This is a genomic window from Enterobacter sp. 6722112 (assembly GCF_058661685.1).
In genome coordinates this window covers 4,344,776-4,368,837 of sequence record NZ_JBZWGR010000007.1, presented here as the reverse complement: position 1 = coordinate 4,368,837, position 24,062 = coordinate 4,344,776, and the positions used below count along the sequence as shown (strand labels likewise).

Annotated in this window: 23 protein-coding genes; 1 reads left to right on the top strand and 22 read right to left on the bottom strand. The window is 52.5% G+C overall.

Going from position 1 to position 24,062, the window contains the following annotated elements; translation table 11 throughout:
• Positions 1–37: 37 nt before the first annotated feature.
• A complete protein-coding gene (adeP, locus tag AC4OVU_RS22340) occupies positions 38–1,375 on the bottom strand; it encodes an adenine permease AdeP (RefSeq protein ID WP_017383704.1) in 1,338 nt (445 codons plus the stop codon).
• A 165-nt stretch (positions 1,376–1,540) separates the two neighbouring features.
• Here adeP and yieH point away from each other — a divergent pair, with 165 nt between their 5' ends.
• Positions 1,541–2,206, top strand: a complete 666-nt coding sequence (gene yieH / locus AC4OVU_RS22335; protein ID WP_110292663.1) for a 6-phosphogluconate phosphatase — start codon at positions 1,541–1,543, stop codon at positions 2,204–2,206.
• A gap of 44 nt (positions 2,207–2,250) precedes the next feature.
• On the opposite strand, the gene phoU is transcribed toward yieH, so the two are convergent.
• The 21 genes from phoU to rsmG all read right to left on the bottom strand — a co-directional run bounded on the left by phoU (position 2,251) and on the right by rsmG (position 23,988).
• On the bottom strand, positions 2,251–2,976 hold the full coding sequence (gene phoU, locus AC4OVU_RS22330; RefSeq protein ID WP_003861153.1) for a phosphate signaling complex protein PhoU: 726 nt from the start codon (positions 2,974–2,976) through the stop codon (positions 2,251–2,253).
• Positions 2,977–3,002: 26 nt separating this feature from the next.
• Positions 3,003–3,776: a phosphate ABC transporter ATP-binding protein PstB gene (gene pstB / locus AC4OVU_RS22325; RefSeq protein ID WP_003861154.1), complete on the bottom strand. Its 774-nt coding sequence runs from the start codon at positions 3,774–3,776 to the stop codon at positions 3,003–3,005.
• Positions 3,777–3,823: 47 nt separating this feature from the next.
• The gene (gene pstA, locus AC4OVU_RS22320) at positions 3,824–4,714 is read right to left on the bottom strand and encodes a phosphate ABC transporter permease PstA (RefSeq protein ID WP_003861156.1); all 891 of its coding nucleotides are present in this window, start codon (positions 4,712–4,714) and stop codon (positions 3,824–3,826) included.
• The gene (pstC, locus tag AC4OVU_RS22315) at positions 4,714–5,673 is read right to left on the bottom strand and encodes a phosphate ABC transporter permease PstC (RefSeq protein WP_015570141.1); all 960 of its coding nucleotides are present in this window, start codon (positions 5,671–5,673) and stop codon (positions 4,714–4,716) included. Before pstC ends, pstA begins: the two co-directional genes overlap by 1 nt.
• Positions 5,674–5,801: 128 nt before the next feature.
• Positions 5,802–6,842: a phosphate ABC transporter substrate-binding protein PstS gene (pstS, locus tag AC4OVU_RS22310; protein ID WP_017383706.1), complete on the bottom strand. Its 1,041-nt coding sequence runs from the start codon at positions 6,840–6,842 to the stop codon at positions 5,802–5,804.
• Between the two features lie 246 nt (positions 6,843–7,088).
• A complete protein-coding gene (locus AC4OVU_RS22305) occupies positions 7,089–8,141 on the bottom strand; it encodes a fimbrial protein (protein ID WP_110292664.1) in 1,053 nt (350 codons plus the stop codon).
• Between the two features lie 9 nt (positions 8,142–8,150).
• On the bottom strand, positions 8,151–10,628 hold the full coding sequence (locus tag AC4OVU_RS22300; protein ID WP_032672189.1) for a fimbria/pilus outer membrane usher protein: 2,478 nt from the start codon (positions 10,626–10,628) through the stop codon (positions 8,151–8,153).
• Positions 10,629–10,666: 38 nt separating this feature from the next.
• Complete coding sequence (locus AC4OVU_RS22295) at positions 10,667–11,350, bottom strand: fimbrial chaperone (protein ID WP_032672190.1); 684 nt, start codon at positions 11,348–11,350, stop codon at positions 10,667–10,669.
• Positions 11,351–11,445: 95 nt separating this feature from the next.
• The gene (locus AC4OVU_RS22290; protein ID WP_032668932.1) at positions 11,446–11,970 is read right to left on the bottom strand and encodes a fimbrial protein; all 525 of its coding nucleotides are present in this window, start codon (positions 11,968–11,970) and stop codon (positions 11,446–11,448) included.
• Positions 11,971–12,301: 331 nt separating this feature from the next.
• Positions 12,302–14,131 (bottom strand): glutamine--fructose-6-phosphate transaminase (isomerizing), encoded by a 1,830-nt coding sequence (gene glmS / locus AC4OVU_RS22285; RefSeq protein ID WP_015570148.1) that lies wholly within the window; start codon positions 14,129–14,131, stop codon positions 12,302–12,304.
• A gap of 225 nt (positions 14,132–14,356) precedes the next feature.
• Positions 14,357–15,727 (bottom strand): bifunctional UDP-N-acetylglucosamine diphosphorylase/glucosamine-1-phosphate N-acetyltransferase GlmU, encoded by a 1,371-nt coding sequence (gene glmU / locus AC4OVU_RS22280; protein WP_023302808.1) that lies wholly within the window; start codon positions 15,725–15,727, stop codon positions 14,357–14,359.
• A 138-nt stretch (positions 15,728–15,865) separates the two neighbouring features.
• Positions 15,866–16,285, bottom strand: coding sequence for a F0F1 ATP synthase subunit epsilon (locus tag AC4OVU_RS22275; protein WP_006177560.1), 420 nt, complete (start codon positions 16,283–16,285; stop codon positions 15,866–15,868).
• Between the two features lie 20 nt (positions 16,286–16,305).
• Positions 16,306–17,688, bottom strand: coding sequence for a F0F1 ATP synthase subunit beta (atpD, locus tag AC4OVU_RS22270; RefSeq protein WP_015570150.1), 1,383 nt, complete (start codon positions 17,686–17,688; stop codon positions 16,306–16,308).
• 31 nt (positions 17,689–17,719) lie between these two features.
• Positions 17,720–18,583 (bottom strand): F0F1 ATP synthase subunit gamma, encoded by an 864-nt coding sequence (atpG, locus tag AC4OVU_RS22265; RefSeq protein WP_003862364.1) that lies wholly within the window; start codon positions 18,581–18,583, stop codon positions 17,720–17,722.
• A 51-nt stretch (positions 18,584–18,634) separates the two neighbouring features.
• The gene (gene atpA, locus AC4OVU_RS22260) at positions 18,635–20,176 is read right to left on the bottom strand and encodes a F0F1 ATP synthase subunit alpha (protein WP_003862367.1); all 1,542 of its coding nucleotides are present in this window, start codon (positions 20,174–20,176) and stop codon (positions 18,635–18,637) included.
• 12 nt (positions 20,177–20,188) lie between these two features.
• Complete coding sequence (gene atpH, locus AC4OVU_RS22255; protein ID WP_015570151.1) at positions 20,189–20,722, bottom strand: F0F1 ATP synthase subunit delta; 534 nt, start codon at positions 20,720–20,722, stop codon at positions 20,189–20,191.
• A gap of 14 nt (positions 20,723–20,736) precedes the next feature.
• Positions 20,737–21,207, bottom strand: a complete 471-nt coding sequence (gene atpF, locus AC4OVU_RS22250; RefSeq protein ID WP_003862370.1) for a F0F1 ATP synthase subunit B — start codon at positions 21,205–21,207, stop codon at positions 20,737–20,739.
• 48 nt (positions 21,208–21,255) lie between these two features.
• Complete coding sequence (atpE, locus tag AC4OVU_RS22245) at positions 21,256–21,495, bottom strand: F0F1 ATP synthase subunit C (protein WP_000429386.1); 240 nt, start codon at positions 21,493–21,495, stop codon at positions 21,256–21,258.
• A gap of 49 nt (positions 21,496–21,544) precedes the next feature.
• Positions 21,545–22,360: a F0F1 ATP synthase subunit A gene (atpB, locus tag AC4OVU_RS22240; protein ID WP_003862373.1), complete on the bottom strand. Its 816-nt coding sequence runs from the start codon at positions 22,358–22,360 to the stop codon at positions 21,545–21,547.
• Positions 22,361–22,368: 8 nt separating this feature from the next.
• On the bottom strand, positions 22,369–22,749 hold the full coding sequence (atpI, locus tag AC4OVU_RS22235) for a F0F1 ATP synthase subunit I (protein ID WP_003862375.1): 381 nt from the start codon (positions 22,747–22,749) through the stop codon (positions 22,369–22,371).
• 615 nt (positions 22,750–23,364) lie between these two features.
• Positions 23,365–23,988 carry a 16S rRNA (guanine(527)-N(7))-methyltransferase RsmG gene (rsmG, locus tag AC4OVU_RS22230; protein ID WP_017383708.1) on the bottom strand — a complete coding sequence of 208 codons (624 nt, stop codon included), beginning with the start codon at positions 23,986–23,988 and terminating at the stop codon, positions 23,365–23,367.
• Positions 23,989–24,062 lie beyond the last annotated feature (74 nt).

Here is a 24,062-nt window from a genome sequence, read left to right as displayed (position 1 = left end):
TCAGGTAAGCGAAGCGCCACCTGACACCACCAGCATCTTAGTGTGCATCAATAAACACAATCTTCAGCACAAACAGCAGCGCCACAATAATCACGCACGGGCTAAGTTCGCGGAAGCGGCCGGTACCGATCTTCATCACGCAGTAAGAGATAAAGCCCAGCGCGATACCTTCGGTGATCGAGAAGCTGAACGGCATCATCACCGCGGTAATAAATGCCGGAACGGCTTCCGTCAGATCTTCCCACTTCACGCGCGCCAGGCTTGAGGTCATCAGCACGCCGACGTAGATCAGCGCGCCGGCTGCCGCGTATGGTGGCACCATCCCCGCCAGCGGAGAGAGGAAGATCACCAGCAGGAACAGCAGACCCACAACTACCGCCGTCAGGCCGGTACGACCACCCACGGACACACCGGAAGAGGATTCAATGTAAGCGGTAACAGACGAGGTACCGATGAAAGAGCCTGCAACGGAAGAGATGCTATCCACATACAGCGCCTGCTTCATGCGCGGGAATTTGCCTTTTTCATCTGCCAGACCCGCTTTGTCGGTCACGCCAATCAGCGTACCGGAGGAGTCAAACAGGTTGACCAGCATGAAGGAGAAAATCACCCCGGCCAGTCCCAGGTTCAGCGAGCCCGCCAGATCAACGTGGCCAATCACGGTAGAGACGCTCGGTGGCGCAGAGACGATACCGTTGTAATGCACGTCACCCAGCATCCAGCCCAGCAGTGTGGTCACAATGATAGAGACCAGCACCGCAGCATGGATGTTGCGCGATGCCAGGATCGCGATGATAAAGAAGCCCAGCACGCCCAGCAGCACGCTGTGAGAGGTCAGGTTACCAATGCTCACCAGCGTTTCCGGGTTCGCCACGATAACGCCAGCGTTTTTCAGCCCCATCATGCCGATGAACAGACCGATACCGCTGGTGATGCCCACGCGCAGGCTCACGGGAATGTTCGCAATCATCCAGTAGCGCACGCGGAAGATGGTCAGCAGCAGCAGGCCGACCGCGCCCCAGAAAATAGCGCCCATCCCAACCTGCCACGGCAGGCCCATCGCCTGAACCACCACGAACGCAAAGAACGCATTCAGACCCATTGCCGGGGCCAGCGCCACGGGCAGATTAGCGAAAACGCCCATCAGGATGCTGCCAAGGGCCGCGATCAGACAGGTGGTTACAAAGACGGCGCTGGTGTCCATGCCAGCCACGCCCAGAATTTGCGGGTTAACGAAAACGATATAGACCATCGTCAGGAAGGTAGTAAAACCGGCGATCACTTCGGTGCGTGCCGTTGTGCCGTGCTCGCGCAGTTTGAACACGCGCTCAAGCAGCCCCTGACCAGACGTCTGGGTAGTGTGTTGTTGACTCATCATCAATTTCCGAACAAGGAGGGAAAATTCGTCGCTATCCTATACCAAAATGCGACAATAGTGGCGGTTACGGGATACTTTTTTCATTGATTTTGCTTATACGGCAACGATTGCGTCCCGGTGAACTGCCGTACGAAAACGTTAAACTTGTTAAAAGGGAAAGGCATGTCCGGAATTGAAGCGGTATTTTTCGACTGTGACGGTACGCTGGTCGACAGTGAGGTCATTTGTTCCCGCGCGTATGTCGCCATGTTCCATGAATTTGGTATTACGCTCGATCTCGAAGAGGTGTTCAAACGCTTTAAGGGCGTGAAGCTGTACGAGATCATCGACATCATTAACGAAGAGCACGGGGTGGATCTGGTGAAAGCGGATCTGGAACCGGTGTACCGCGCCGAGGTCGCACGCCTCTTCGACGCCGAGCTGGAAGTTATCGCCGGCGCTAACGCGCTGCTGGATGCGATGACGGTGCCGATCTGCGTAGTCTCTAACGGACCGGTCAGCAAAATGCAGCACTCGCTCGGCAAGATGGAGATGTTGCACCACTTCCCGGAAAAACTGTTCAGCGGCTACGATATCCAGCGCTGGAAGCCCGATCCGGCGCTGATGTTCCACGCGGCGAAGGCGATGAACGTCAACGTGGAGAACTGCATTCTGGTGGATGACTCATCTGCCGGCGCGCAGTCAGGGATTGATGCGGGGATGGAGGTGTTTTACTTCTGCGCCGATCCGCACAACAAGCCGATCGACCATCCAAAAGTGACAACCTTTACCGATCTGGCGCAACTGCCAGCGTTGTGGAAGGCGCGCGGGTGGGATATTACGCGTTGAATTAACGTAGGGCGGGTAAGCGTTAGCGCCACCCGCCACACATATCACTCTTTCGGATCTTTACCCGCCAGCAGCTTGTCCAGCTCGTCGCCGCCCACGTGTCGGAAATCCTGCCCCTTCACGAAATAGAAAATGTATTCGCAAATGTTCTGGCAACGGTCACCGATACGCTCGATGGAGCGCGCACAGAACAGCGCGGTCAGTACGCTTGGAATGGTACGAGAATCTTCCATCATGTAGGTCATCAGCTGACGCACAATGCCTTCGTATTCCTGGTCAACTTTCTTGTCTTCACGGTAGATACGGACCGCTTCGTCCAGATCCATGCGCGCGAAAGCGTCCAGCACGTCGTGCAGCATCTGCACGGTGTGGCGCCCGAGAGACTCCAGGCTCACCAGCAGCGGCTGGTGCTGCTGGGAGAATTTCTCCAGCGCGGTACGGCAGATTTTATCCGCCACGTCACCGATACGCTCCAGCTCGGCGATGGTTTTGATGATCGCCATCACCAGACGCAGGTCGCTCGCCGTCGGCTGACGCTTCGCAATGATGCGCACGCAGGCTTCGTCGATGGCGACTTCCATCATATTGACGTTGTGGTCGCCTTCAATAACGCGCTTCGCCAGCTCGCTGTCCTGGTTGTGCATCGCCGTGATCGCGTCAGAAAGCTGCTGCTCGACCATGCCGCCCATGGTCATCACCTGGGTGCGAATGCTTTCCAGCTCTGCGTTAAACTGGCCGGAAATGTGTTTATTAAGATTGAGGTTGTCCATGGTTTCTCCACATGCACTAAGGCAAATCAACCGTAGCGGCCAGTAATATAATCTTCGGTTTGTTTCTTCGCCGGACGAGTGAACAGCGCGTCCGTATCGCTGAACTCAATCAACTCGCCCAGATACATAAACGCCGTGTGGTCAGAACAACGTGCAGCCTGCTGCATGTTGTGGGTCACGATCACCACGGTGTAATCCTGCTTCAGCTCGGTGATCAGCTCTTCGATACGCCCGGTTGAGATCGGGTCCAGGGCTGAGCACGGCTCATCCAGCAGCAAGACTTCCGGGCGAATGGCGATACCGCGCGCAATGCACAGACGCTGCTGCTGACCACCGGAGAGAGAGTACCCACTCTGGTGAAGTTTATCTTTGGTTTCGTTCCATAATGCGGCCTTGGTCAATGCCCACTGCACGCGCTCGTCCATATCCGCACGGGAGAGCTTCTCAAACAGACGCACACCAAAGGCGATGTTGTCATAGATCGACATCGGGAACGGCGTGGGTTTCTGGAATACCATCCCCACTTTCGCACGCAGCAGGGCGATATCCTGGGTATTGGTCAGGATGTTGTCACCGTCCAGCAGAATTTCACCTTCTGCGCGCTGCTCCGGATAGAGCGAATACATTTTGTTAAAGGTGCGCAGCAGCGTGGATTTGCCACAGCCGGACGGACCGATGAATGCCGTTACCTGGTTCTTTGCGATATCCAGGTTGATATTCTTCAGGGCATGGAATTTGCCGTAGTAGAAGTTCAAATCACGAACCTGAATCTTACCCGGGGCAGTATCAACCATACTCATTGACTCATTTCCTCATTCGGCGCCGCGATGTGCCGCGCCGTAAAAATTTAACCGTGTTTCTTCTTCGCGAAAATGACGCGCGCCAGAATGTTCAGCAACAGTACGCAAAGGGTGATGATCAGCACCCCGGCCCAGGCCAGCTGCTGCCATTCCGCGAATGGGCTCATCGCAAATTTAAAGATCGTCACCGGCAGGTTGGCGATCGGCTGCATCATGTCCGTGCTCCAGAACTGATTGGAGAGGGCGGTAAACAGCAGCGGTGCGGTTTCACCGGCGATACGGGCGATAGCCAGCAGGATACCGGTCATGATCCCCGAGACGGACGCTTTCAGGGTGATAGCCGAAATCATCTTCCATTTAGGCGTACCCAGCGCGTAAGCCGCTTCACGCAGGCTGTCCGGCACCAGTTTCAGCATGTTTTCAGTGGTACGAATAACGATAGGCACCTGCAACAGCGCCAGCGCAATCACACCCGCCCAGCCGGAGAAGTGTTCCATTTGCGCCACCACGATGGTGTAAACAAACAGACCCACGACAATCGACGGGGCAGAAAGCAGAATGTCGTTAATGAAGCGGATGACTTCAGCGATCCAGGACTTGCGGCCATATTCCGCCAGATAGATACCCGCCATGATGCCCAACGGCGTACCGAAAACGGTCGCCCACAGGATCAGCAGGCCGCTGCCCGCCAGGGCGTTTGCCAGACCACCACCCGCCGTGTTCGGCGGCGGCGTCATCTCGGTGAACAGCGCCAGGGACATTCCATCAATACCCCGGGTGATGGTGGACATCAGGATCCAGATCAGCCAGAACAGGCCGAACGCCATCGTCGCCATGGAAAGCGTCAACGCAATGCGGTTTTTAATCCGGCGCTTTGACTGCATTTTGCGACGGGATTCCGCAAGCTGAGCGGTGTTTTGCATGTCGAGAGTCGCCATTAGCGTGCCCCCTCGTTTTTAGCCAGACGCATAATCATCAGCTTGGAGATAGCCAGCACAATAAAGGTGATAACAAACAGGATCAGGCCCAGTTCCATCAGCGCGGCGACGTGCAGCCCGGATTCCGCTTCGGCAAATTCGTTCGCCAGCGCAGAGGTAATACTGTTCCCCGGCATATAAAGCGAGGCGCTGTCGAGCTGGTAGGTGTTGCCGATGATAAAGGTGACCGCCATGGTTTCACCCAGCGCGCGGCCTAAGCCCAGCATAATGCCGCCAATCACCCCGTTTTTGGTGAACGGAAGGACGATGCGCCAGATAACTTCCCAGGTGGTGCAGCCGATGCCGTAGGCGGACTCTTTCATCATCACCGGGGTTTGTTCGAAGACATCGCGCATGACCGCCGCAATGTACGGAATAATCATGATGGCGAGGATCACACCTGCCGCCAGAATGCCGATACCGAATGCCGGGCCGGAGAACAGCGCCCCCACAAACGGAATGGCAGAGAGAACGTTACCGACCGGCTCCTGGAAGTACGTCGCAAACAGCGGCGCGAAGATAAACAGGCCCCACATGCCGTAAACGATACTTGGGATGGCCGCCAGCAGTTCAATGGCGATACCCAGCGGACGTCGCAGCCAGCCTGGCGCCAGTTCCGTCAGGAACAGGGCAATACCAAAGCTCACCGGAACCGCAATCAGCAGGGCGATAAAAGAGGTCACCAGCGTGCCGTAAATCGGCACCAGCGCACCATAAATATCGTTCGGCGCATCCCACTCTTTGGTCCACAGGAAGGCGAAACCAAATTTTTGAATGCTCGGCCAGGAGGAGAAAATCAGGGACACGATAATGCCGCCCAGCAGCAATAGCACAATCAGCGCAGCCAGTTTCACCAGCGCGCTGAAAATCATGTCACCTTTTTTACCCGGAGGGTTAAATGCAGGCTTGGTTGCAGCCATAAATTACTCTTCTGTTTGAGACGTTTTTACGAATATGCCCGGCGGCGCTGACGCTTACCGGGCCTACAGAGTAAACCGTAGGGCGGGTAAGCGCAGCGCCACCCGCCATCTTCGTTAAATATATCCTGTTAATACAGCGCTTTACCGCTGCTGTCTTTCACGTTGGTTTTCCATGCAGCACGGATCTGCTCAACCACGCTGTCTGGCAGGCTGGCGTAATCCAGATCGTTAGCCTGTTTGCCGCCATTTTTATATGCCCAGTCGAAGAACTTCAGCACTTCAGCACCCTGCTCAGGCTTCTTCTGCTCTTTGTGGACCAGAATGAAGGTGGTAGACGTGATAGGCCATGCATCGTCGCCTTTCTGGTTGGTCAGGTCCTGCGCGAAGGATTTGCTCCAGTCAGCGCCTTTCGCGGCGTTGGCGAAGTTCTCTTCGGTCGGGCTAACCGGTTTGCCGTCGGCAGAAACCAGTTTGGTGTAAGCCAGGTTGTTCTGCTTAGCGTAAGCGTATTCTACGTAACCGATGGAGCCTGGCAGACGCTGTACGAAGGCTGCGATACCGTCGTTGCCTTTACCGCCCAGACCGGTTGGCCAGTTAACGGTAGAGCCGGAACCGACTTTAGATTTCCACTCTTCGTTCACTTTCGCCAGGTAGCTGGTGAACACGAAAGAGGTACCAGAGCCGTCAGCACGACGAACCACCGCGATATTCTGCGAAGGCAGCTTAACGCCCGGGTTCAGCTTAGTGATGGCTTCGTCATCCCATTTTTTGATTTTGCCCAGGTAGATGTCACCCAGGGTTTTGCCGTCCAGCACCAGCTCGCCTGATTTCAGGCCAGGGATGTTAACAGCCAGCACAACGCCGCCGATCACGGTCGGGAACTGGAACAGGCCTTCCTGATTCAGTTTCTCATCAGACAGCGGAGCGTCGGATGCGCCGAAATCAACGGTATTCGCGGTAATTTGTTTTACGCCACCGGAGGAGCCGATACCCTGATAGTTGACCTTGTTACCGGTCTCTTTCTGGTAGGTATCCGCCCATTTGGCATACACCGGCGCAGGGAAGGTTGCACCAGCGCCAGTCAGGCTTGCTGCTGCAAAGGCAGAGAAAGCGCTCATTGATAAGGTCGCGGCGACAACAGTTGCGACAGTGGTACGCATAACTTTCATAATGTCTCCTGCAAGGATTTCGTAAATCATTGTTTAAGTGGCTACGATGAGCAAAATAGGACAAACAGGTGACAGATAAATGTACGAAATATGACAGTTTTATGACAAAGCCAGCGACAGATGTAACCACTTGAAAAATATAGCCATTAATTCACGACATGGTCATATTTTTGTCATCTTTTTTGTAATGAAACAGTTTTAGCGTAGCTGATATGACAACGGCTGTCATAAACAGCCGTTGTCATTTTAATGTGCGATTTCAATCGTCAGAGTTGCCGTTGCATTGAACTGGCCTGGTTTGGGTCTCGCTCCCGTTGCGCTGGCAGGTGCGCTTGAAAATGTCAGCGATCCCAGCGTATCCCCCATGATGTCGGGAATTTTAGTCGTTTCTGCTTCAAGGTTGCCGCCATTCGTATTCACTTCCCGATTGTATTTGTCGTAGACCTTAATTCCTACGTCTTCGTTGTCCGTCGCAATCATCGAATTATCAGAAGCCACGGCTGAGGCATGCAGGGTTGCGCCGAGCTTGTCGTAGAACATCATATTGGTGCATTTGATGTTCACGGTACGCGTGATTTTGCGATCGGTCAGCGCTTTCCCTTTCGTCGACGAAAACTCTGACGCCAGGATTTTATTGAAATCAAAAACAATGGCCTGCCCCTCGTCAATCTCACAGGATTGAGGAACCGTCACTGTTCCCTGAACAATCACATCAGAAATAATCTCATTCGAGACGGTACGCGGATCGATGGTGGCATAGATATTCGCCACCACCGTCGCCGGGATCGTCATCACCCCGGTGAAGGCTTTTTTAACGTACAAATAGATCTGCCCCGAGCCGCCGCTATAAAACGTGGTGGCGGAACTTACGCCGCTGTGACATTGATAGGGAGTACCGGTTTTATTAGGCAGATGATCAAAGGGCACTGCCGTATAACCGACACCGAGTATGTAAACAAGCAGGCCGATATCAACGTTATCATTCAGGTTAAAATAGGCGACATTGTTCCTGCTTCCCGCAGGCACCAGCGCTGGATTAACGACGCTGGTGATATAGGTATGATCGTAACTCTGATTCGGCCCGGTCAGACAGTAGCAGGTACCTTTAAACGAGGTATTGTTGTTATTCACATTAATAAGCGTTGACGTTCCGGCTATATTGTCCGTAATGGAAAACTGCTCTGTAAAATTCAGGTAGTTATGATATTTGCCATTGTCTGGCGCGCAGTAGCCGGTTGGGGCCGCATGCGCATAGAAGACGCAGGTCAGTAAGGCTAAAAGACCGTATTGCAGTTTCATTTTAATCCTTTATCGACACGTGACGGGCATCTGCACCAGTCCAGCGTCAGGCTGTTGTTGAAGCGTGTATTCCGCCCGACAGGTTGCGCCGTCGTTAAGCGTCAACGTAAATTGCCCCTTTTCCGGCAGGCCTGAGAGATAGAGTTCGCCCTCTTCTCCGACAATGCCCGTAACGCTTCCGGTGTCCAGCGTTGCCGATCCCGTTGCCCCAAAAGGCGCAGGTTTGCCATTGCTGAGATGAACGTTGAAAAGGATGCGGTAGCCGATATGCGTAACGAATTCCGCTTTTACTACCGCTCCACGGGTGGGAACCAGATTCTGGACGCTTTTTTCCAGTTCAACATTGCCAGAGGCAAAGTCGCTGTCGCCAATTGCGATACGATTTTCATCATAGGGTGACAGCTGCGTTTTTACGGTGTAGCCGCGCCAGTCCGTCGCGACACCGCTGCTGTTTTCCACCGCCAGGCCCGCCGCTCCTGGAGCTTTCACCAGCGCGACGGTTTCTCCCATTTCCTGTGAGAAGGTGACACCTTCTGAATGCAGTAGAATGCCGCCGCTGACGCCATAATTGAGACTTCGGGTTTCGTTGCTCCAGGCATAGTTACCTTTCATGGAGCCATAAGCCGCGTCCCATGCCAGTCCCGCATTCCCCCCCGTACTGCCGCCACTTTCATCAACGGATTGCTGTATGTTCCAGTTCAAGTTGTTGTTCTGAAGCAGCCTTCCGTTCAGGCCTACCTGATGGGAGACGCTGTTTTTATTGTTGCCAGTAACGTTATAGTTGGCGTAGGTGTTCGGTAACCACTGGGAGAGCGGAAGCGAGAGTGACAGCATGAAAACGTGTTCGTTTTCGCCATCCTTTTCCCAGTCCCCATCGTGATGATTCGCAGTATCGGTATAGTTCCATGACGCATTCCACGTCATCTGTTTCCAGCTGTTGCTGTAACCAATCTGGATCAGCCGTTCAACGCTATCCGTTCGCCAGTACTGTTCACGGCTCAGCGTCAGGTAAATATTTCCATACCCCTGCGCAAAAGGTTGTGTCCACGTTCCCTCCAGACGGCTTCTGCGGTTACCCGTTTGCCAGAACGTCTCGCTATCGCTCCTGCGGGAAGCCCACTCATCCAGGGTATAAAATCCTTCCGTTGAATAGCGATAGCCTACTATTCGCAGGCTGGTATTACTTACATCGAACGTCTTGGAATAGAGAAAACGCCAGGATTGCCCCTGCTCCGTATCATCGACAAAACGAGACGCCGCATGGGTGACATCCATCGATATCGCCCCGATCTCGCCGAGATCCTGACCAATACCAGCCGCTATGGCAGTGTAATTCTCAGCTAACTGTGTGCCGCCATACAGCGTCATTCCCCCTTGCATGCCGCGTAAAAGCTGAGCCTGCAATAAATCAGGTGAATAGCGATCGCTGTTGTTCAGTTCGCCAATGCTGATATCAAAGTCCGTCTGGCCTTCCCGTCGCAATATCGCCAGGGAAGCATAAGGCTGCGTAAAATGCTGCTCACTACCATCTTCTTCTTTGATCGTAACGTCGAGATCGCCCCCACTGCTGGTGGTGTTGAGATCGGTCAGGGCAAACGGCCCCTGAGGAACAGCAGATTGATAGATAATGTAGCCATTCTGACGAATGGTGACGACGGCATTACTTTTAGCAATGCCCCGGACGACGGGTGCGAAGCCGTTCAGACTATCCGGCAGCATGTCATTATCGGTATACAGGCGCACGCCGCGCACCTGGCTGCTATCGAATAGATCATTTGCCGTCCAGGTATCCCCCATCATTATCTGGCTTCGCAGGCTGGCAATATCACGTTGTAAATACGTACTCGCAGAATGATAACTGCCGTTGCTGTTTACCGCATTGAGGGTGCTGTAGTTGCGAAGTCGCCAGCTGCCAAGGTTAATACCGCTACGCATGTTCAGATAATACAGATCGTCACTGTCATAGTCTGATTTCAACGTCTGGGTGGTTGAAAAATCATAATTCACCATCAGGGCATTAATACCCTGATCCCAGCGTGAAGGCGGAATGGCGTCACGCGCTGAAGAATCCATATAAATCTGCGGTATAGAGACCCGTAACGCGAGCTTTTCGTCATCCAGAACCCATGTAGCTCCCGCCAGCGGGGGAACGGGCTCGCAGCGGCTGGTGTTAATCGTAGCCAGTGCTTTTATGGCATCCACTTTTATGCCAAACGTAGCCAGCGTATTTTTTAAGTCGCGGAAACAGGGCTGGAGTGCGCTCTCGTTGTTTGTTCGAAAAAAATGGATTTCACGGCGCTCAAAAAAGCGCTCGTTGATATAAATATCAACCTGATAATCCCCTTCAGGGAGATTATCGGGCCGGCTAAACTGACTGATATCAATGTCGACCGGATGTTCAAGTTCTAACAATCGTGAGTTAAAGGTTTCACCAGCAGCGTGCCCGGAATACGTGCCGCTGACCCACAGCGACACCAGGGATAACATAAAATAGATGCGCTTCAACGTTAACCATCTCGCCTGAGTCAAAGGGGGTGTTTGATGGCGTCGCTTATCGCGCCATAATCATTGATGCTATGCCAGATGAGTGTCTTACTCGCGACACCAGCGGGTAAGGGAATGTTGAGCGTCTCAAAGGGCTTAATCATCGCCAAATCCAGCGGTTTGCCGTCTACAGCAACATCAATAACGTTGATATGGATAGCCGTAGGATTATTAACCACCAGGGTATTGCCTTGTTTGCGCCAGATGACTTTTAGGCTGGCGGTTTCAGGCTTTTCAGTAATGCTGGCAGGGCGCCAGAATAACTTAATGCGCGTTTTAATCGCGATTTCCAGCTTGCTGTTCTGTTTGTCCGGCGTTGGAGGGATATTCTTAACATTCAGCCAAAAGACAGATTCCCGCTCGGTGGGTAAATCGCCTTTTGTTTTAATAATGCGCAATACGCGCTCCTGTTTTGGCTCCAGCCTTGAAACAGGAGGAATAACGGTAAACGGTGGTTTCGTTTTCTCTGTGGCTAAAAAAGGATCAATCCATGCCTGAATCAGATAGGGTAAGGAAGTATCATTATTTATTACAGAAATAGTGGTATCTGTTTTATTGCTGGGGAAAATAATCCGCGTACCACCGATAATAATCCCACCCCATGAGGGAGAGGCACACACGACTAAAAAGAGAATAATAAAAATATCGATAAAACGCCTGCGCATATCATATCCTGTGACAGGCCTGCGAGGTTTCGCTGTCCATTAGACGTAAAGAAACCTGCCTTGCCAGGCCTGATTTTATTTCGGAAAGCTAGAGGTTAATTACTGTAAGTGATAGTAAATTCAGAATCCGCATTTGCCACACCTGGCGTTACGGTTGCGGAGGTAGCCATATAGCGAGCCATGAACGGCAGTGTCGCCTTGCCATCAGCGTCGATATCTGCACTGACTGACTGGTTGTAAAGCTTCAGCAAGCTGTTGTCAGCACGGTTGTAGATGGCAACGGCAACCCCTGTAGCTCCACCAGCGTTCAGTTTAAGGTAACCGTCTCCATCTTCTGTACCATCAAAGCGAGCGGTGGCTTTTTTATATGTATCAGGGCAATTTTCAAGATCGATCTGGAAAGCCTGTACGGAAGCCGTCGAGCCTGCACCAGAAAAGGCGGATTTATTGACTTTACCAAGGTCAACGGTTTGAGTTTGTGTTGGCGCAGTAACCTCACAGGTGCTGTCAATAATTTCGCCTGTAAAGTGTACAGTACCATTGCCGTTCCCCGCGTGCGCCTGCCAACCTAAAATCAAAGATGAGCAAACTAATGCGCTTTTAAAAAGTTTTCCATTCATTATGACATTATCCTGAAGTTATGAATAATCATGTTTCATTATTAAAACAAATATTGCCGAACCATCCCGGCCAGGAAATAGTAAACTGAAAAATGAAAATAACAAGGAGAAATAATATTGTATTAATTATTACTGATGGAATAAGAGAATAAACATAAGCGTTTTATTACTTAATATAATTTTATATCACACAGAAAAGTCGACACACTGTAATTAGTTTTTATTTAATAAGAAGTGGGAAACTTTATTTTTCAGAAAATATTTATGTTTTGATATAAAAATAACCCCGTAATCATAAATTAACGGGGTTATTCCTAAGTGATATATAATATTATTCTACGGTAACAGACTTCGCCAGATTTCGCGGCTGATCAACGTCGGTGCCTTTGATCAGCGCGACGTGATAAGCCAGCAGTTGCAGCGGAACGGTATAGAAGATCGGCGCAATCACCTCTTCCACATGCGGCATCTCGATGATGTGCATGTTGTCGCTGCTGGCGAAACCGGCATCTTTATCCGCAAAGACGTACAGAACACCACCACGGGCGCGCACTTCTTCGATGTTAGATTTCAGTTTTTCCAGCAGTTCGTTGTTCGGTGCCACCACGATAACCGGCATATCCGCGTCGATCAGCGCCAGCGGGCCATGTTTCAGTTCACCTGCCGCGTAAGCTTCAGCGTGAATGTAAGAGATCTCCTTCAGTTTCAGCGCGCCTTCCAGCGCAATCGGATACTGATCGCCACGCCCCAGGAACAGGGAGTGATGTTTGTCAGAGAAATCTTCCGCCAGCGCCTCAATGCGTTTGTCCTGAGACAGCATTTGCTCGATACGGCTCGGCAGCGCCTGAAGGCCATGCACAATGTCGTGTTCAACGGAGGCATCCAGACCTTTCAGACGCGCCAGTTTCGCCACCAGCATCAGCAGAACGGTTAACTGAGTGGTAAACGCCTTGGTGGAAGCCACGCCAATTTCAGTACCGGCTTTGGTCATCAGCGCCAGATCGGATTCACGTACCAGCGAAGAGCCCGGCACGTTACAGATGGCCAGCGAGCCCAGGTAACCCAACTCTTTAGACAGACGCAGCGCCGCCAGGGTATCAGCCGTTTCGCCAGACTGAGAAAGGGTGATCATCAGGCTGTTACGACGCACCGCAGATTTGCGGTAGCGGAACTCAGACGCGATTTCCACATCACACGGCACGCCCGCCAGGGATTCAAACCAGTAGCGCGAGACCATACCGGAGTTATAAGAGGTACCGCAGGCCACGATCTGAATGTGCTCGACTTTGCCCAGCAGTTCGTTGGCATTGGCGCCCAGCTCGCTCAGATCCACTTCGCCGTGGCTGATGCGCCCGGTCAGGGTGTTTTTAATGGCGTTTGGCTGTTCGTAGATCTCTTTCTGCATGTAGTGACGGTAAGCACCTTTGTCGCCCGCGTCGTATTGCAGGTTTGATTCGATCTCCTGACGCTTAACCTGCTCGCCTTTCGTGTCGAATACGGTCACGCTGCGACGTGTCACCTCGGCAATGTCTCCCTCTTCCAGGAAGATAAAGCGACGGGTAACCGGCAGCAGCGCCAGCTGGTCGGAAGCGATAAAGTTTTCACCCATGCCCAGACCAATCACCATCGGACTACCGGAACGCGCGGCCAGCAGCGTGGACGGGTCGCGGGAATCCATGATCACCGTACCGTAAGCACCACGCAGCTGAGGGATAGCGCGCAGCACCGCATCACGCAGTGTACCGCCCTTTGCCAGCTCCCAGTGCACCAGGTGAGCAATCACTTCGGTGTCGGTTTCAGAGACGAAGGTATAGCCGCGCGCTTTCAGTTCTTCACGCAGCGGTTCGTGGTTTTCGATAATGCCGTTATGCACCACCACAATGTGTTCAGACACATGCGGGTGTGCGTTGCCTTCAGATGGCTCACCGTGGGTCGCCCAGCGGGTATGTGCAATACCGGTGCCACCGTGCAGCGGATGTTCTTCCGCAGCCTGGGCCAGCATCTGCACTTTACCGAGACGACGCAGACGGGTCATATGACCTTCTGCATCGACCACAGCCAGACCGGCTGAGTCGTAACCACGGTATTCCAGACGACGTAAACCTTCGAGAAGGATTTCAGCAATATCACGCTGCGCAACTGCGCCAACAATTCCACACATAGTTAGATTTCCTGATTATGGCGTTATGCCATGCGTTGTCGCTGACCTGTATTTGCCCTTTCCGGGCGCCCCGAGCCTTGTAGAGAGTGGGGTTATTTTTATGGGTACTGCTTGTGGGGGGAGATATATATTTATCTCCTCTCCCGGGTTTGCCTGATGTCGGCTACGCCTTATCAGGCCTACTCAATCGTAGGGCGGGTTAGCATAGCGCCACCCGCCTTGTTGTTACTTCTTCTTCACCGGGCGTTTCCAGCCCTGCTTGCTGACCTGCGGCACACGGCTTAACACCAGCTCGTTCTCGGCCACATCGCGCGTAACGGTTGTCCCGGCGGCAATGGTCACGCCTTTGCCCACGGTGACGGGCGCCACCAGCTGGGTATCGGAGCCTACAAACACATCATCACCGATGATGGTTTTAAACTTATTGGCACCGTCATAGTTACAGGTGATGGTTCCAGCACCGATGTTTACGTTGTCGCCAATTTCCGCATCGCCCAGATAGGTCAGATGACCGGCTTTCGAGCCCTTACCCAGACGCGCTTTTTTCATTTCCACAAAGTTACCTACGTGAGCGCCTTCCAGCAGCTCAGCGCCCGGGCGCAGACGCGCAAACGGGCCGATGGTACATGCCGCCTCAAGATGGGCATCTTCCACCACGCTGTACGGGCTGATTTCGCAGTCGTCACCGATCACGCTGTTTTTAATCACGCAGCCAGTGCCGATTTTGACGCGGTTGCCCAACGTGACGTTACCTTCCAGGATAACGTTAGTATCTATTTCAACGTCGCGCCCGTGGGTCAGCGTGCCACGCAGATCGAAACGCGCCGGATCGCGCAGCATAACGCCCGCGAGCAACAGCTTTTCTGCCTGCTCGGACTGGTAAATACGCTCCAGGCGAGAAAGCTGGAGACGGTTGTTTACCCCGTCCGTTTCGCTGATGCGAGCCGGGTGAACGGCGGCAATTTCACGCCCTTCGTGGTACGCCATCGCAATAATATCGGTGATGTAGTATTCACCCTGCGCGTTGTTATTGTTGAGTCTGGACAGCCAGCGCTTCATATCCGCACCGTTCGCAATCAGGATGCCGGTGTTGATCTCCTGAATCTGGCGCTGTTCGTCAGTGGCATCTTTATGCTCAACAATCCCGGTTACCTTGCCGTTTTCACGCGTAATGCGGCCATAGCCGGTTGGATCGTCCAGCACGACGGTCAACAAACCGATGCCGCCCTGCGGTTTGGCTTCACGCAGGCGAGTGAGGGTTTCAACGGAGATCAGCGGGACGTCGCCGTAGAGCATCAGGATATCTTCATCATCAGCGAAGAAGGGTGCAGCCTGCTGCATCGCATGGCCTGTACCCAACTGTTCTGCCTGTAGCACCCAGTTGAGATTGTCATCACGCAGCGTTTTTTTCAGCAGGTCGCCGCCATGTCCATAAACCAGATGCACCTGGCTGGCGCCTAATTCATTCGCTGCATCAATAACATGCTGAACCATTGGCTTTCCTGCCAGCGTGTGGAGCACCTTAGGCAGATCGGAATACATGCGGGTACCTTTGCCTGCGGCAAGGATCACCACGCTCATCGCACTGTTTAACATACGCATCCTGACGGTAGTTTGTGTGAGAAGTAAAAACGTTTGATGCTTAAAATTCTACATCTTTTTCATCATGAATTAAGGCCGAAAAAAAAAGCCAGTCTGGGATCCAGACTGGCTTTTGTGCTTTTCAAGCCGGTGTTACATCGCTTTTTTGGTCAACTCGATAACGCGCAGTTTCGCGATCGCTTTGGCCAGCTCCGCAGACGCCTGAGCGTAATCCACGTCACCATGAGAGCTGCTAATGTGCTCTTCAGCCTTACGCTTCGATTCCAGGGCTCGCGCTTCGTCGAGATCCTGGCCACGAATAGCGGTATCGGCCAGAACGGTCACACTGCCTGGCTGCACTTCAAGAATGCCGCCGGACAGATAGATAAACTCTTCATGACCGAACTGTTTAACGATGCGGATCATACCAGGCTTAATGGCGGTGAGCAGCGGTGCGTGACCCGGGAAAATACCCAGTTCACCTTCACTACCCGTTACCTGGATTTTCTCGACCAGACCAGAGAACATTTGTTGCTCTGCGCTGACGACGTCCAGGTGGTAAGTCATTGCCATATCACCCTCCGATTAAGGCGTTAAAGTTTTTTGGCTTTTTCCACGGCTTCTTCGATGGAACCAACCATGTAGAACGCCTGCTCTGGCAGGTGATCGTATTCGCCTTCCATGATGCCTTTAAAGCCACGGATGGTGTCTTTCAGGGAAACGTATTTACCCGGTGCACCGGTGAATACTTCCGCAACGAAGAACGGCTGGGACAGGAAGCGCTGGATCTTACGCGCACGTGCTACCACCAGTTTGTCTTCTTCAGACAGTTCATCCATACCCAGGATGGCGATGATGTCTTTCAGTTCCTGATAACGTTGCAGCAGGGACTGTACGCCACGCGCGGTGTCGTAGTGCTCCTGGCCAACAACCAGTGGATCCAGCTGACGGCTGGTGGAGTCCAGCGGATCAACGGCCGGGTAGATACCCAGAGACGCGATCTGACGGCTCAGTACCACGGTTGCATCTAAGTGAGCAAAGGTGGTGGCTGGGGATGGGTCAGTCAAGTCATCCGCAGGTACGTATACCGCCTGAACGGAGGTGATAGAACCGGTTTTGGTAGAGGTGATACGTTCCTGAAGAACACCCATCTCTTCCGCAAGCGTAGGCTGATAACCTACCGCTGAAGGCATACGACCCAGCAGTGCAGATACTTCAGTACCGGCCAGGGTGTAACGGTAGATGTTATCAACGAACAGCAGAACGTCACGACCTTCGTCACGGAACTTCTCAGCCATGGTCAGGCCGGTCAGCGCAACGCGCAGACGGTTTCCTGGTGGCTCGTTCATCTGGCCGTAAACCAGGGATACTTTATCCAGAACGTTGGAGTCGGTCATTTCGTGGTAGAAGTCGTTACCCTCACGAGTACGTTCACCCACGCCCGCAAACACGGAGTAACCGGAGTGCTCGATCGCGATGTTACGGATCAGCTCCATCATGTTTACGGTTTTACCTACACCCGCACCACCGAACAGACCGACTTTACCGCCCTTCGCGAACGGACACATCAGGTCGATAACTTTGATGCCGGTTTCCAGCAGTTCCTGAGAGCTGGACAGCTCTTCGTAGGAAGGTGCCGCGCGGTGGATAGCCCAACGCTCTTCTTCACCGATGTCGCCTTTCATGTCGATTGGCTGACCCAATACGTTCATGATACGACCCAGCGTTGCTTTACCTACCGGGACTTCGATCGGGTGCTCAAGGTCTTTTACTTCCAGACCACGACGCAGACCGTCGGAAGAACCCATGGCGATGGTACGCACGATACCGCCGCCGAGCTGCTGCTGAACTTCCAGCACCAGGCTCTCGTTACCATTCTGTACCTCAAGCGCGTCGTACACGCGTGGTACGGCGTCCTGAGGGAACTCGACGTCCACCACGGCGCCGATTACCTGGACAATCTTTCCAGTAGCCATCTTGAATCCTCTACGTAATTCGTAAACCTGGTTAAACCGCGGCGGCCCCCGAGACGATCTCGGTGAGTTCCTGAGTAATGCTGGCCTGACGAGCTTTGTTGTAAACCAACTGCAGCTCTTTAATCAGGCTGCCGCCATTATCGGTCGCGGCTTTCATCGCCACCATTCGTGCGGCCTGCTCGCTGGCCAGGTTTTCTACAACGCCCTGATAAACCTGAGATTCAACGTAACGACGCAGCAGGGTATCCAGCAGCGGTTTCGGATCGGGTTCATACAGGTAATCCCAGGCTTTCTGTTTCAGCTCGTCATCTTCTGATGCCGGTAACGGCAGCATCTGAGTGAGCGTAGGCACCTGAGACATGGTGTTAATAAATTTGTTGCTGACAACGTACAGTCTGTCCAGACGGCCTTCATCGTAGGCCTGCAACATCACTTTAACCGGGCCGATCAGTTCGGACAGGGACGGGTTATCACCCATACCGGTCACCTGAGCGACAATGTTGCCGCCAACGGAGTTAAAGAAAGAGACGCCTTTAGAGCCAATCAGTGCCAGATCGCACTGAACGCCTTTATCGGACCAGCCTTTCATATCCGCCAGCAGTTTTTTGAACAGGTTAATGTTCAAGCCGCCACACAGACCACGGTCAGTCGACACCACCAGGTAGCCCACGCGCTTAACGTCGCGTTCTTCCAGGTAAGGGTGCTTATATTCCAGATTACCGTTCGCAAGGTGACCAATCACTTTGCGCATGGTCTCTGCATAAGGACGGCTGGCCGCCATGCGATCCTGCGATTTACGCATTTTGGAAGCGGCGACCATCTCCATCGCTTTAGTGATCTTTTGCGTGTTCTGGACGCTTGCGATCTTACTACGTATCTCTTTTGCGCCGGCCATGAGCTTCTCCTCAATGCCAGACGGCTTGTCCTGAGACAAGCCGCCGGACGATTACCAGGATTGGGTTGCTTTGAAGGAATCGAGGATAGCTTTCAGCTTGCCTTCGATTTCGTCGTTATAGCCACCGGTCTGGTTGATCTCTTGCATCAGCGGAGCGTGATCACGGTCGACGTAAGCCAGCAGAGCGGCTTCGAAGCTACCGATTTTCGCCAGTTCCACATCTTCGAGGTAACCGCGTTCAGCCGCGAACAGTACCAGGCCCTGCTGAGCAACAGACATTGGCGCGTACTGTTTCTGCTTCAGCAGCTCGGTCACTTTCTGACCGTGGCTCAGCTGTTTACGGGTTGCTTCGTCCAGATCGGATGCGAACTGAGAGAACGCAGCCAGTTCACGATACTGTGCTAGCGCGGTACGGATACCACCGGACAGTTTCTTGATGATCTTGGTCTGAGCAGCACCACCCACACGGGATACGGAGATACCCGGGTTAACCGCCGGACGAATACCGGAGTTAAACAGGTTGGTTTCCAGGAAGATCTGACCATCGGTAATGGAGATTACGTTGGTCGGAACGAACGCAGAAACGTCACCCGCCTGGGTTTCAATGATCGGCAGAGCGGTCAGAGAACCTGTTTTACCCTTCACTTCACCTTTGGTGAAGTTCTCGACGTATTCCGCGTTAACGCGGGAAGCACGCTCCAGCAGACGAGAGTGGAGGTAAAATACGTCGCCCGGGAATGCTTCACGTCCTGGTGGACGACGGAGCAGCAGGGAAACCTGACGATAAGCAACGGCCTGTTTAGACAGGTCATCGTATACGATCAGCGCATCTTCACCGCGGTCACGGAAGTATTCGCCCATTGCGCAACCGGCGTATGGCGCCAGGTATTGCAGTGCAGCAGATTCAGACGCGGTTGCTACCACAACGATGGTGTTAGACAGTGCGCCGTGCTCTTCCAGTTTACGAACCACGTTGGAAATGGTGGACGCTTTCTGGCCGATAGCCACGTACACACATTTGATGCCGGAATCACGCTGGTTGATGATGGCGTCGATTGCCATCGCGGTTTTACCGGTCTGACGGTCACCGATGATCAGTTCACGCTGACCACGACCGATTGGGATCATGGCGTCAACGGACTTATAACCCGTCTGCACTGGCTGATCAACGGACTGACGGTCGATAACGCCTGGTGCGATAACTTCGATTGGGGAGAAGCCATCGTGCTCAACCGGACCTTTACCGTCGATTGGCGCACCCAGGGTGTTAACAACGCGACCCAGCAGGCCACGGCCAACCGGTACTTCCAGAATACGGCCAGTACACTTAACCTTCATGCCTTCGGCAAGGTCAGCGTATGGACCCATCACAACGGCACCTACGGAGTCGCGCTCCAGGTTCAGTGCGATAGCGTAACGGTTACCCGGCAGGGAAATCATCTCACCCTGCATACAATCGGCCAGGCCGTGGATGCGGATAACACCGTCACTTACAGAAACAATAGTACCTTCGTTGTGAGCTTCACTCACAACATTGAACTGAGCAATGCGCTGCTTGATCAGTTCGCTGATTTCGGTGGAATTCAGTTGCATGCTCCAGTCCCCTTAAGACTGCAAGACGTCTGCAAGGCGCTCAAGACGGCCGCGTACGCTGCCATCAATGACCATATCACCCGAGCGGATGATTACGCCTGCCATTACAGACTTATCGATTTTGCAATTCAGCTTAACTTTGCGTGACAGACGTTTTTCCATCGCGGCGGTGATTTTCGCAAGCTGTTCGTTACTCAGTTCAGTCGCAGAAGTTACTTCAACTTCAGCGGTAGCTTCACTAAGGGCACGTAAGTGCTCAAACTGCTCGAGAACATCCGGGAGCACACGGAGACGACCATTTTCCGCCATCACCTTAATCAGGTTCTGGCCGTTGGCATCCAGTTGCTCTCCGCACACGGCGATAAACGACGCGGCGAGGGTTTCAGGCGCTAACGCACCAGAAAGCAACTCGGCCATTTGTTCGTTTTTCGTCACCTCAGCGGCAAACGCCAGCATATTCTGCCAGCGATCGACATTTTGGTGTTCGACAGCAAAGTCAAAAGCTGCTTTGGCGTAGGGGCGAGCTACCGTAACAAATTCAGACATCAGCCCCTCCCTCCTTACAGTTCAGCGACAAGTTTGTCCACGATGTCGCTGTTAGCAGCTTCATCCACGGAACGTTCGATGATCTTCTCGGCGCCAGCAACAGCCAGAATCGCAACCTGCTTACGCAGTTCTTCACGAGCACGTTTACGCTCAGCTTCAATTTCAGCCTGAGCCTGTGTCACGATCTTAGTACGTTCCTGTTCTGCTTCAGCTTTGGCTTCGTCCAGGATCTGAGAACGGCGTTTGTTAGCCTGTTCAATGATTACCTGAGCTTCAGCTTTCGCTTTTTTCAGCTGGTCTGTCGCGTTGGCCTGTGCAAGGTCCAAATCTTTCTTAGCGCGTTCTGCGGAAGCCAGACCGTCAGCAATTTCTTTCTGACGTTTTTCAATGGCAGCCATTAAAGGCGGCCATACATACTTCATGCAGAACCAGACAAAGAGAATAAACGCGATGGCCTGGCCGAGGATTGTTGCGTTCATGTTCACAGCACAATACCTCTTAAATTTCTGTGGCTTGGGGTTTTAAAACAACTACTACGCGACAGCAAACATCACGTACAGACCCAGACCTACAGCGATCATTGGGATTGCATCCACCAGACCCATAACGATAAAGAACTGAGTACGCAGCAGAGGAATCAGATCAGGTTGACGCGCTGCGCCTTCCAGGAATTTGCCCCCGAGGATGCCGATACCGATCGCAGCACCGATAGCCGCCAGACCCATCATCACAGCGGCAGCCATGTACAGCAGATCCATATTCAGGTTTTCCATGACAGTCTCCAGTTTGTTTCAATTAAAACGTAGTAGTGTTGGTAAAAAATCAGTGCTCTTCAGACGCCATCGACAGATAGACGATCGTCAGAACCATGAAGATAAAGGCTTGCAGCGTAATGATCAGGATGTGGAAAATGGCCCATGGCACATTCAGAATCCACTGTGACCACCACGGCAGAAGACCCGCGATCAGAATGAAAATCAGCTCACCCGCATACATGTTGCCGAACAGTCGCAGACCCAGTGAAACAGGTTTGGACAGCAGGCTAACGCCTTCCAGGATCAGGTTGACCGGAATAAACGCCCAGTGGTTGAACGGCTGCAAGGTAAGCTCTTTCACAAAGCCGCTTACGCCTTTCATTTTGATGCTGTAGAACAGAATGAGGATAAATACGCCCAGCGCCATCGACAGGGTGATGTTCACGTCGGCAGACGGAACCACGCGCAGTGCAGGCAGGCCGAGTACGTGCTCACCGATCCAAGGTAAGAAATCGATAGGCAGGAGGTCCATCAGGTTCATCAGGAAGACCCAAACGAACACGGTCAGGGCCAGCGGAGCAATCAGTTTGCTCTTACCATGGTACATGTCTTTCACGCTGCCATGGACGAAGCCGATGATCATCTCGATGAACGTCTGGAATTTCCCTGGAACACCGCTGGTCGCCTTTTTAGCAACGCTGCGGAACATGGCCAGGAACAGAAGACCCAAAACCACCGAGAAGAACATGGAGTCGATGTTGATCGTCCAGAAGGTGGCCGGGGGGTTATGTGGATCCACCAGCGAGAATGTACGCAGGTCCAGCTGAAGGTTATTCAGATGGTGACCTATGTAATCCTGCGGCGTCATATTTTCTGAAGCCATGATGCCTTTTACCCTTTGTTATTGATTACAGCTGGAGCCAGAACTTGTACCACCAGCACCAAAACCCACGTTGCTATCAGCGGCATGAATACCACTTTCAAAACCGCCAGCGCCATCACCAGTAGAGCAAAGGTCAGCAACACCTTACACACTTCGCCGAGAGCGAAGGACCAGGCCACGCGGCCTTTGGCGGGTGTATGCGCCTGATGACGCCAGGCAAAAATCATAAACAACACGTTTGGCAGAACCACCGCCAAACCTCCGCACGCGGCGGAGATGCCCCAGAAGGGGTCTTTGAGGCTAAACAGCAGTCCACTTGCTATCACAGCCAGAAACTGAATGAACAGAAGCTTACGAGCAACGTTTCTACTCAAGAGCGACACAGACATCACGTTTTTACTCCTGCTCCCTTCGAGGTATGCCGCGTGTCGTATAAAACGTCCTTTAAGGCTCAGAGTCAAGCATCAAAAAGCGGTCAAATTATACGGTGCGTACCCGTGATTTCAAACATTAAGTAGCGAAAAGGTGAATAAATGTTTAAATATTTTTCCCCAGTCCTATTTTTCAACTTTTGACCTAAGTGCCGACCTTCAGGCAAAACTGCAAACAGCGCGGAAACGTTGGTGATAAAGCGTGCACGAGATCACAAAATACACATTTGCGATAAAGTGGTATTTATCAAAGACGTAAAACGATTTATTTCATCTGTATGAAATTAAAGCAAAAAAATCGCAACTATTTTTAAAACAGAGCCATATACAACAAAAACCTTTTATTGACATTCTTAATAAATATTTAACATTCCATTCTTGTTGCCTTTACCCACTTTTAGCAGGCTGATATTTTCATGGTTGATTATCCTCAGAGTGAACAACTCACTTCAGGTTAACCATAAGAAAACCCATGGTAACAACAAGGTTAAATTAACAACGGCCAAAACAGACGGGATGTGCTGCTTTTTAACACGATCAGAACAGCACAAATTCCACATTTTTTATTAATTTTTAAAAAGTGTTTGGCTTAATTATCACCAGATGACGCTCACCTTCGAGCTGAGGGATCTGAAGTTTCTCAATGGATTCGACAGCAAAACCGTCCGGAAGCAGCTCGATTTCGTCCCCCGGAAGTTGCCCTTTCAGCGCATAAAAACGCCCCTTCTCCGCCGGCAGGTGTTTGCACCAGCTCACCATGTCATTGAGTGACGCAAATGCGCGGCTGATAACGCCGTCAAACGGTGGCTCAGCCGGGAACTCCTCTACCCTGCTCTGCACGGGCGTGATGTTTTCCAGCTTCAGCTCATGCTGGACCTGGCGTAAAAAGCGTACGCGCTTACCCAGGCTGTCCAGCAGCGTGAATTGACTCTCCGGTCGAACAATAGACAACGGAACGCCCGGCAAGCCCGGGCCGGTGCCCACGTCGATAAAACGTTCCCCGTTCAGATACGGCGCCACGACGATGCTATCGAGAATATGGCGAATCAGCATCTCGTTGGGATCGCGTACGGAGGTGAGGTTGTACGCTTTATTCCATTTGTTCAGCATATCGACATAGGCCACCAGCTGATTTTTCTGGTGATCGGTGAGCGAAATACCTGCCTGTTCCAGCAGACGAGAGAGTTTATTGAGCACGGTGGATACCTGTTGAGAAACTTAAGTGGCGGGTGGCGCTTCGCTAACCCGCCCTACGGGTTCAGTAGGCCCGG

What these genes read in the sequence shown, in the direction of transcription:
- adeP (WP_017383704.1), bottom strand. Translation starts at nt 1,375, where the DNA reads ATGAGTCAACAACACACTACCCAGACGTCTGGTCAGGGGCTGCTTGAG.
- yieH (WP_110292663.1), top strand. Translation starts at nt 1,541, where the DNA reads ATGTCCGGAATTGAAGCGGTATTTTTCGACTGTGACGGTACGCTGGTC.
- phoU (WP_003861153.1), bottom strand. Translation starts at nt 2,976, where the DNA reads ATGGACAACCTCAATCTTAATAAACACATTTCCGGCCAGTTTAACGCA.
- pstB (WP_003861154.1), bottom strand. Translation starts at nt 3,776, where the DNA reads ATGAGTATGGTTGATACTGCCCCGGGTAAGATTCAGGTTCGTGATTTG.
- pstA (WP_003861156.1), bottom strand. Translation starts at nt 4,714, where the DNA reads ATGGCGACTCTCGACATGCAAAACACCGCTCAGCTTGCGGAATCCCGT.
- pstC (WP_015570141.1), bottom strand. Translation starts at nt 5,673, where the DNA reads ATGGCTGCAACCAAGCCTGCATTTAACCCTCCGGGTAAAAAAGGTGAC.
- pstS (WP_017383706.1), bottom strand. Translation starts at nt 6,842, where the DNA reads ATGAAAGTTATGCGTACCACTGTCGCAACTGTTGTCGCCGCGACCTTA.
- AC4OVU_RS22305 (WP_110292664.1), bottom strand. Translation starts at nt 8,141, where the DNA reads ATGAAACTGCAATACGGTCTTTTAGCCTTACTGACCTGCGTCTTCTAT.
- AC4OVU_RS22300 (WP_032672189.1), bottom strand. Translation starts at nt 10,628, where the DNA reads ATGTTATCCCTGGTGTCGCTGTGGGTCAGCGGCACGTATTCCGGGCAC.
- AC4OVU_RS22295 (WP_032672190.1), bottom strand. Translation starts at nt 11,350, where the DNA reads ATGCGCAGGCGTTTTATCGATATTTTTATTATTCTCTTTTTAGTCGTG.
- AC4OVU_RS22290 (WP_032668932.1), bottom strand. Translation starts at nt 11,970, where the DNA reads ATGAATGGAAAACTTTTTAAAAGCGCATTAGTTTGCTCATCTTTGATT.
- glmS (WP_015570148.1), bottom strand. Translation starts at nt 14,131, where the DNA reads ATGTGTGGAATTGTTGGCGCAGTTGCGCAGCGTGATATTGCTGAAATC.
- glmU (WP_023302808.1), bottom strand. Translation starts at nt 15,727, where the DNA reads ATGTTAAACAGTGCGATGAGCGTGGTGATCCTTGCCGCAGGCAAAGGT.
- AC4OVU_RS22275 (WP_006177560.1), bottom strand. Translation starts at nt 16,285, where the DNA reads ATGGCAATGACTTACCACCTGGACGTCGTCAGCGCAGAGCAACAAATG.
- atpD (WP_015570150.1), bottom strand. Translation starts at nt 17,688, where the DNA reads ATGGCTACTGGAAAGATTGTCCAGGTAATCGGCGCCGTGGTGGACGTC.
- atpG (WP_003862364.1), bottom strand. Translation starts at nt 18,583, where the DNA reads ATGGCCGGCGCAAAAGAGATACGTAGTAAGATCGCAAGCGTCCAGAAC.
- atpA (WP_003862367.1), bottom strand. Translation starts at nt 20,176, where the DNA reads ATGCAACTGAATTCCACCGAAATCAGCGAACTGATCAAGCAGCGCATT.
- atpH (WP_015570151.1), bottom strand. Translation starts at nt 20,722, where the DNA reads ATGTCTGAATTTGTTACGGTAGCTCGCCCCTACGCCAAAGCAGCTTTT.
- atpE (WP_000429386.1), bottom strand. Translation starts at nt 21,495, where the DNA reads ATGGAAAACCTGAATATGGATCTGCTGTACATGGCTGCCGCTGTGATG.
- atpB (WP_003862373.1), bottom strand. Translation starts at nt 22,360, where the DNA reads ATGGCTTCAGAAAATATGACGCCGCAGGATTACATAGGTCACCATCTG.
- atpI (WP_003862375.1), bottom strand. Translation starts at nt 22,749, where the DNA reads ATGTCTGTGTCGCTCTTGAGTAGAAACGTTGCTCGTAAGCTTCTGTTC.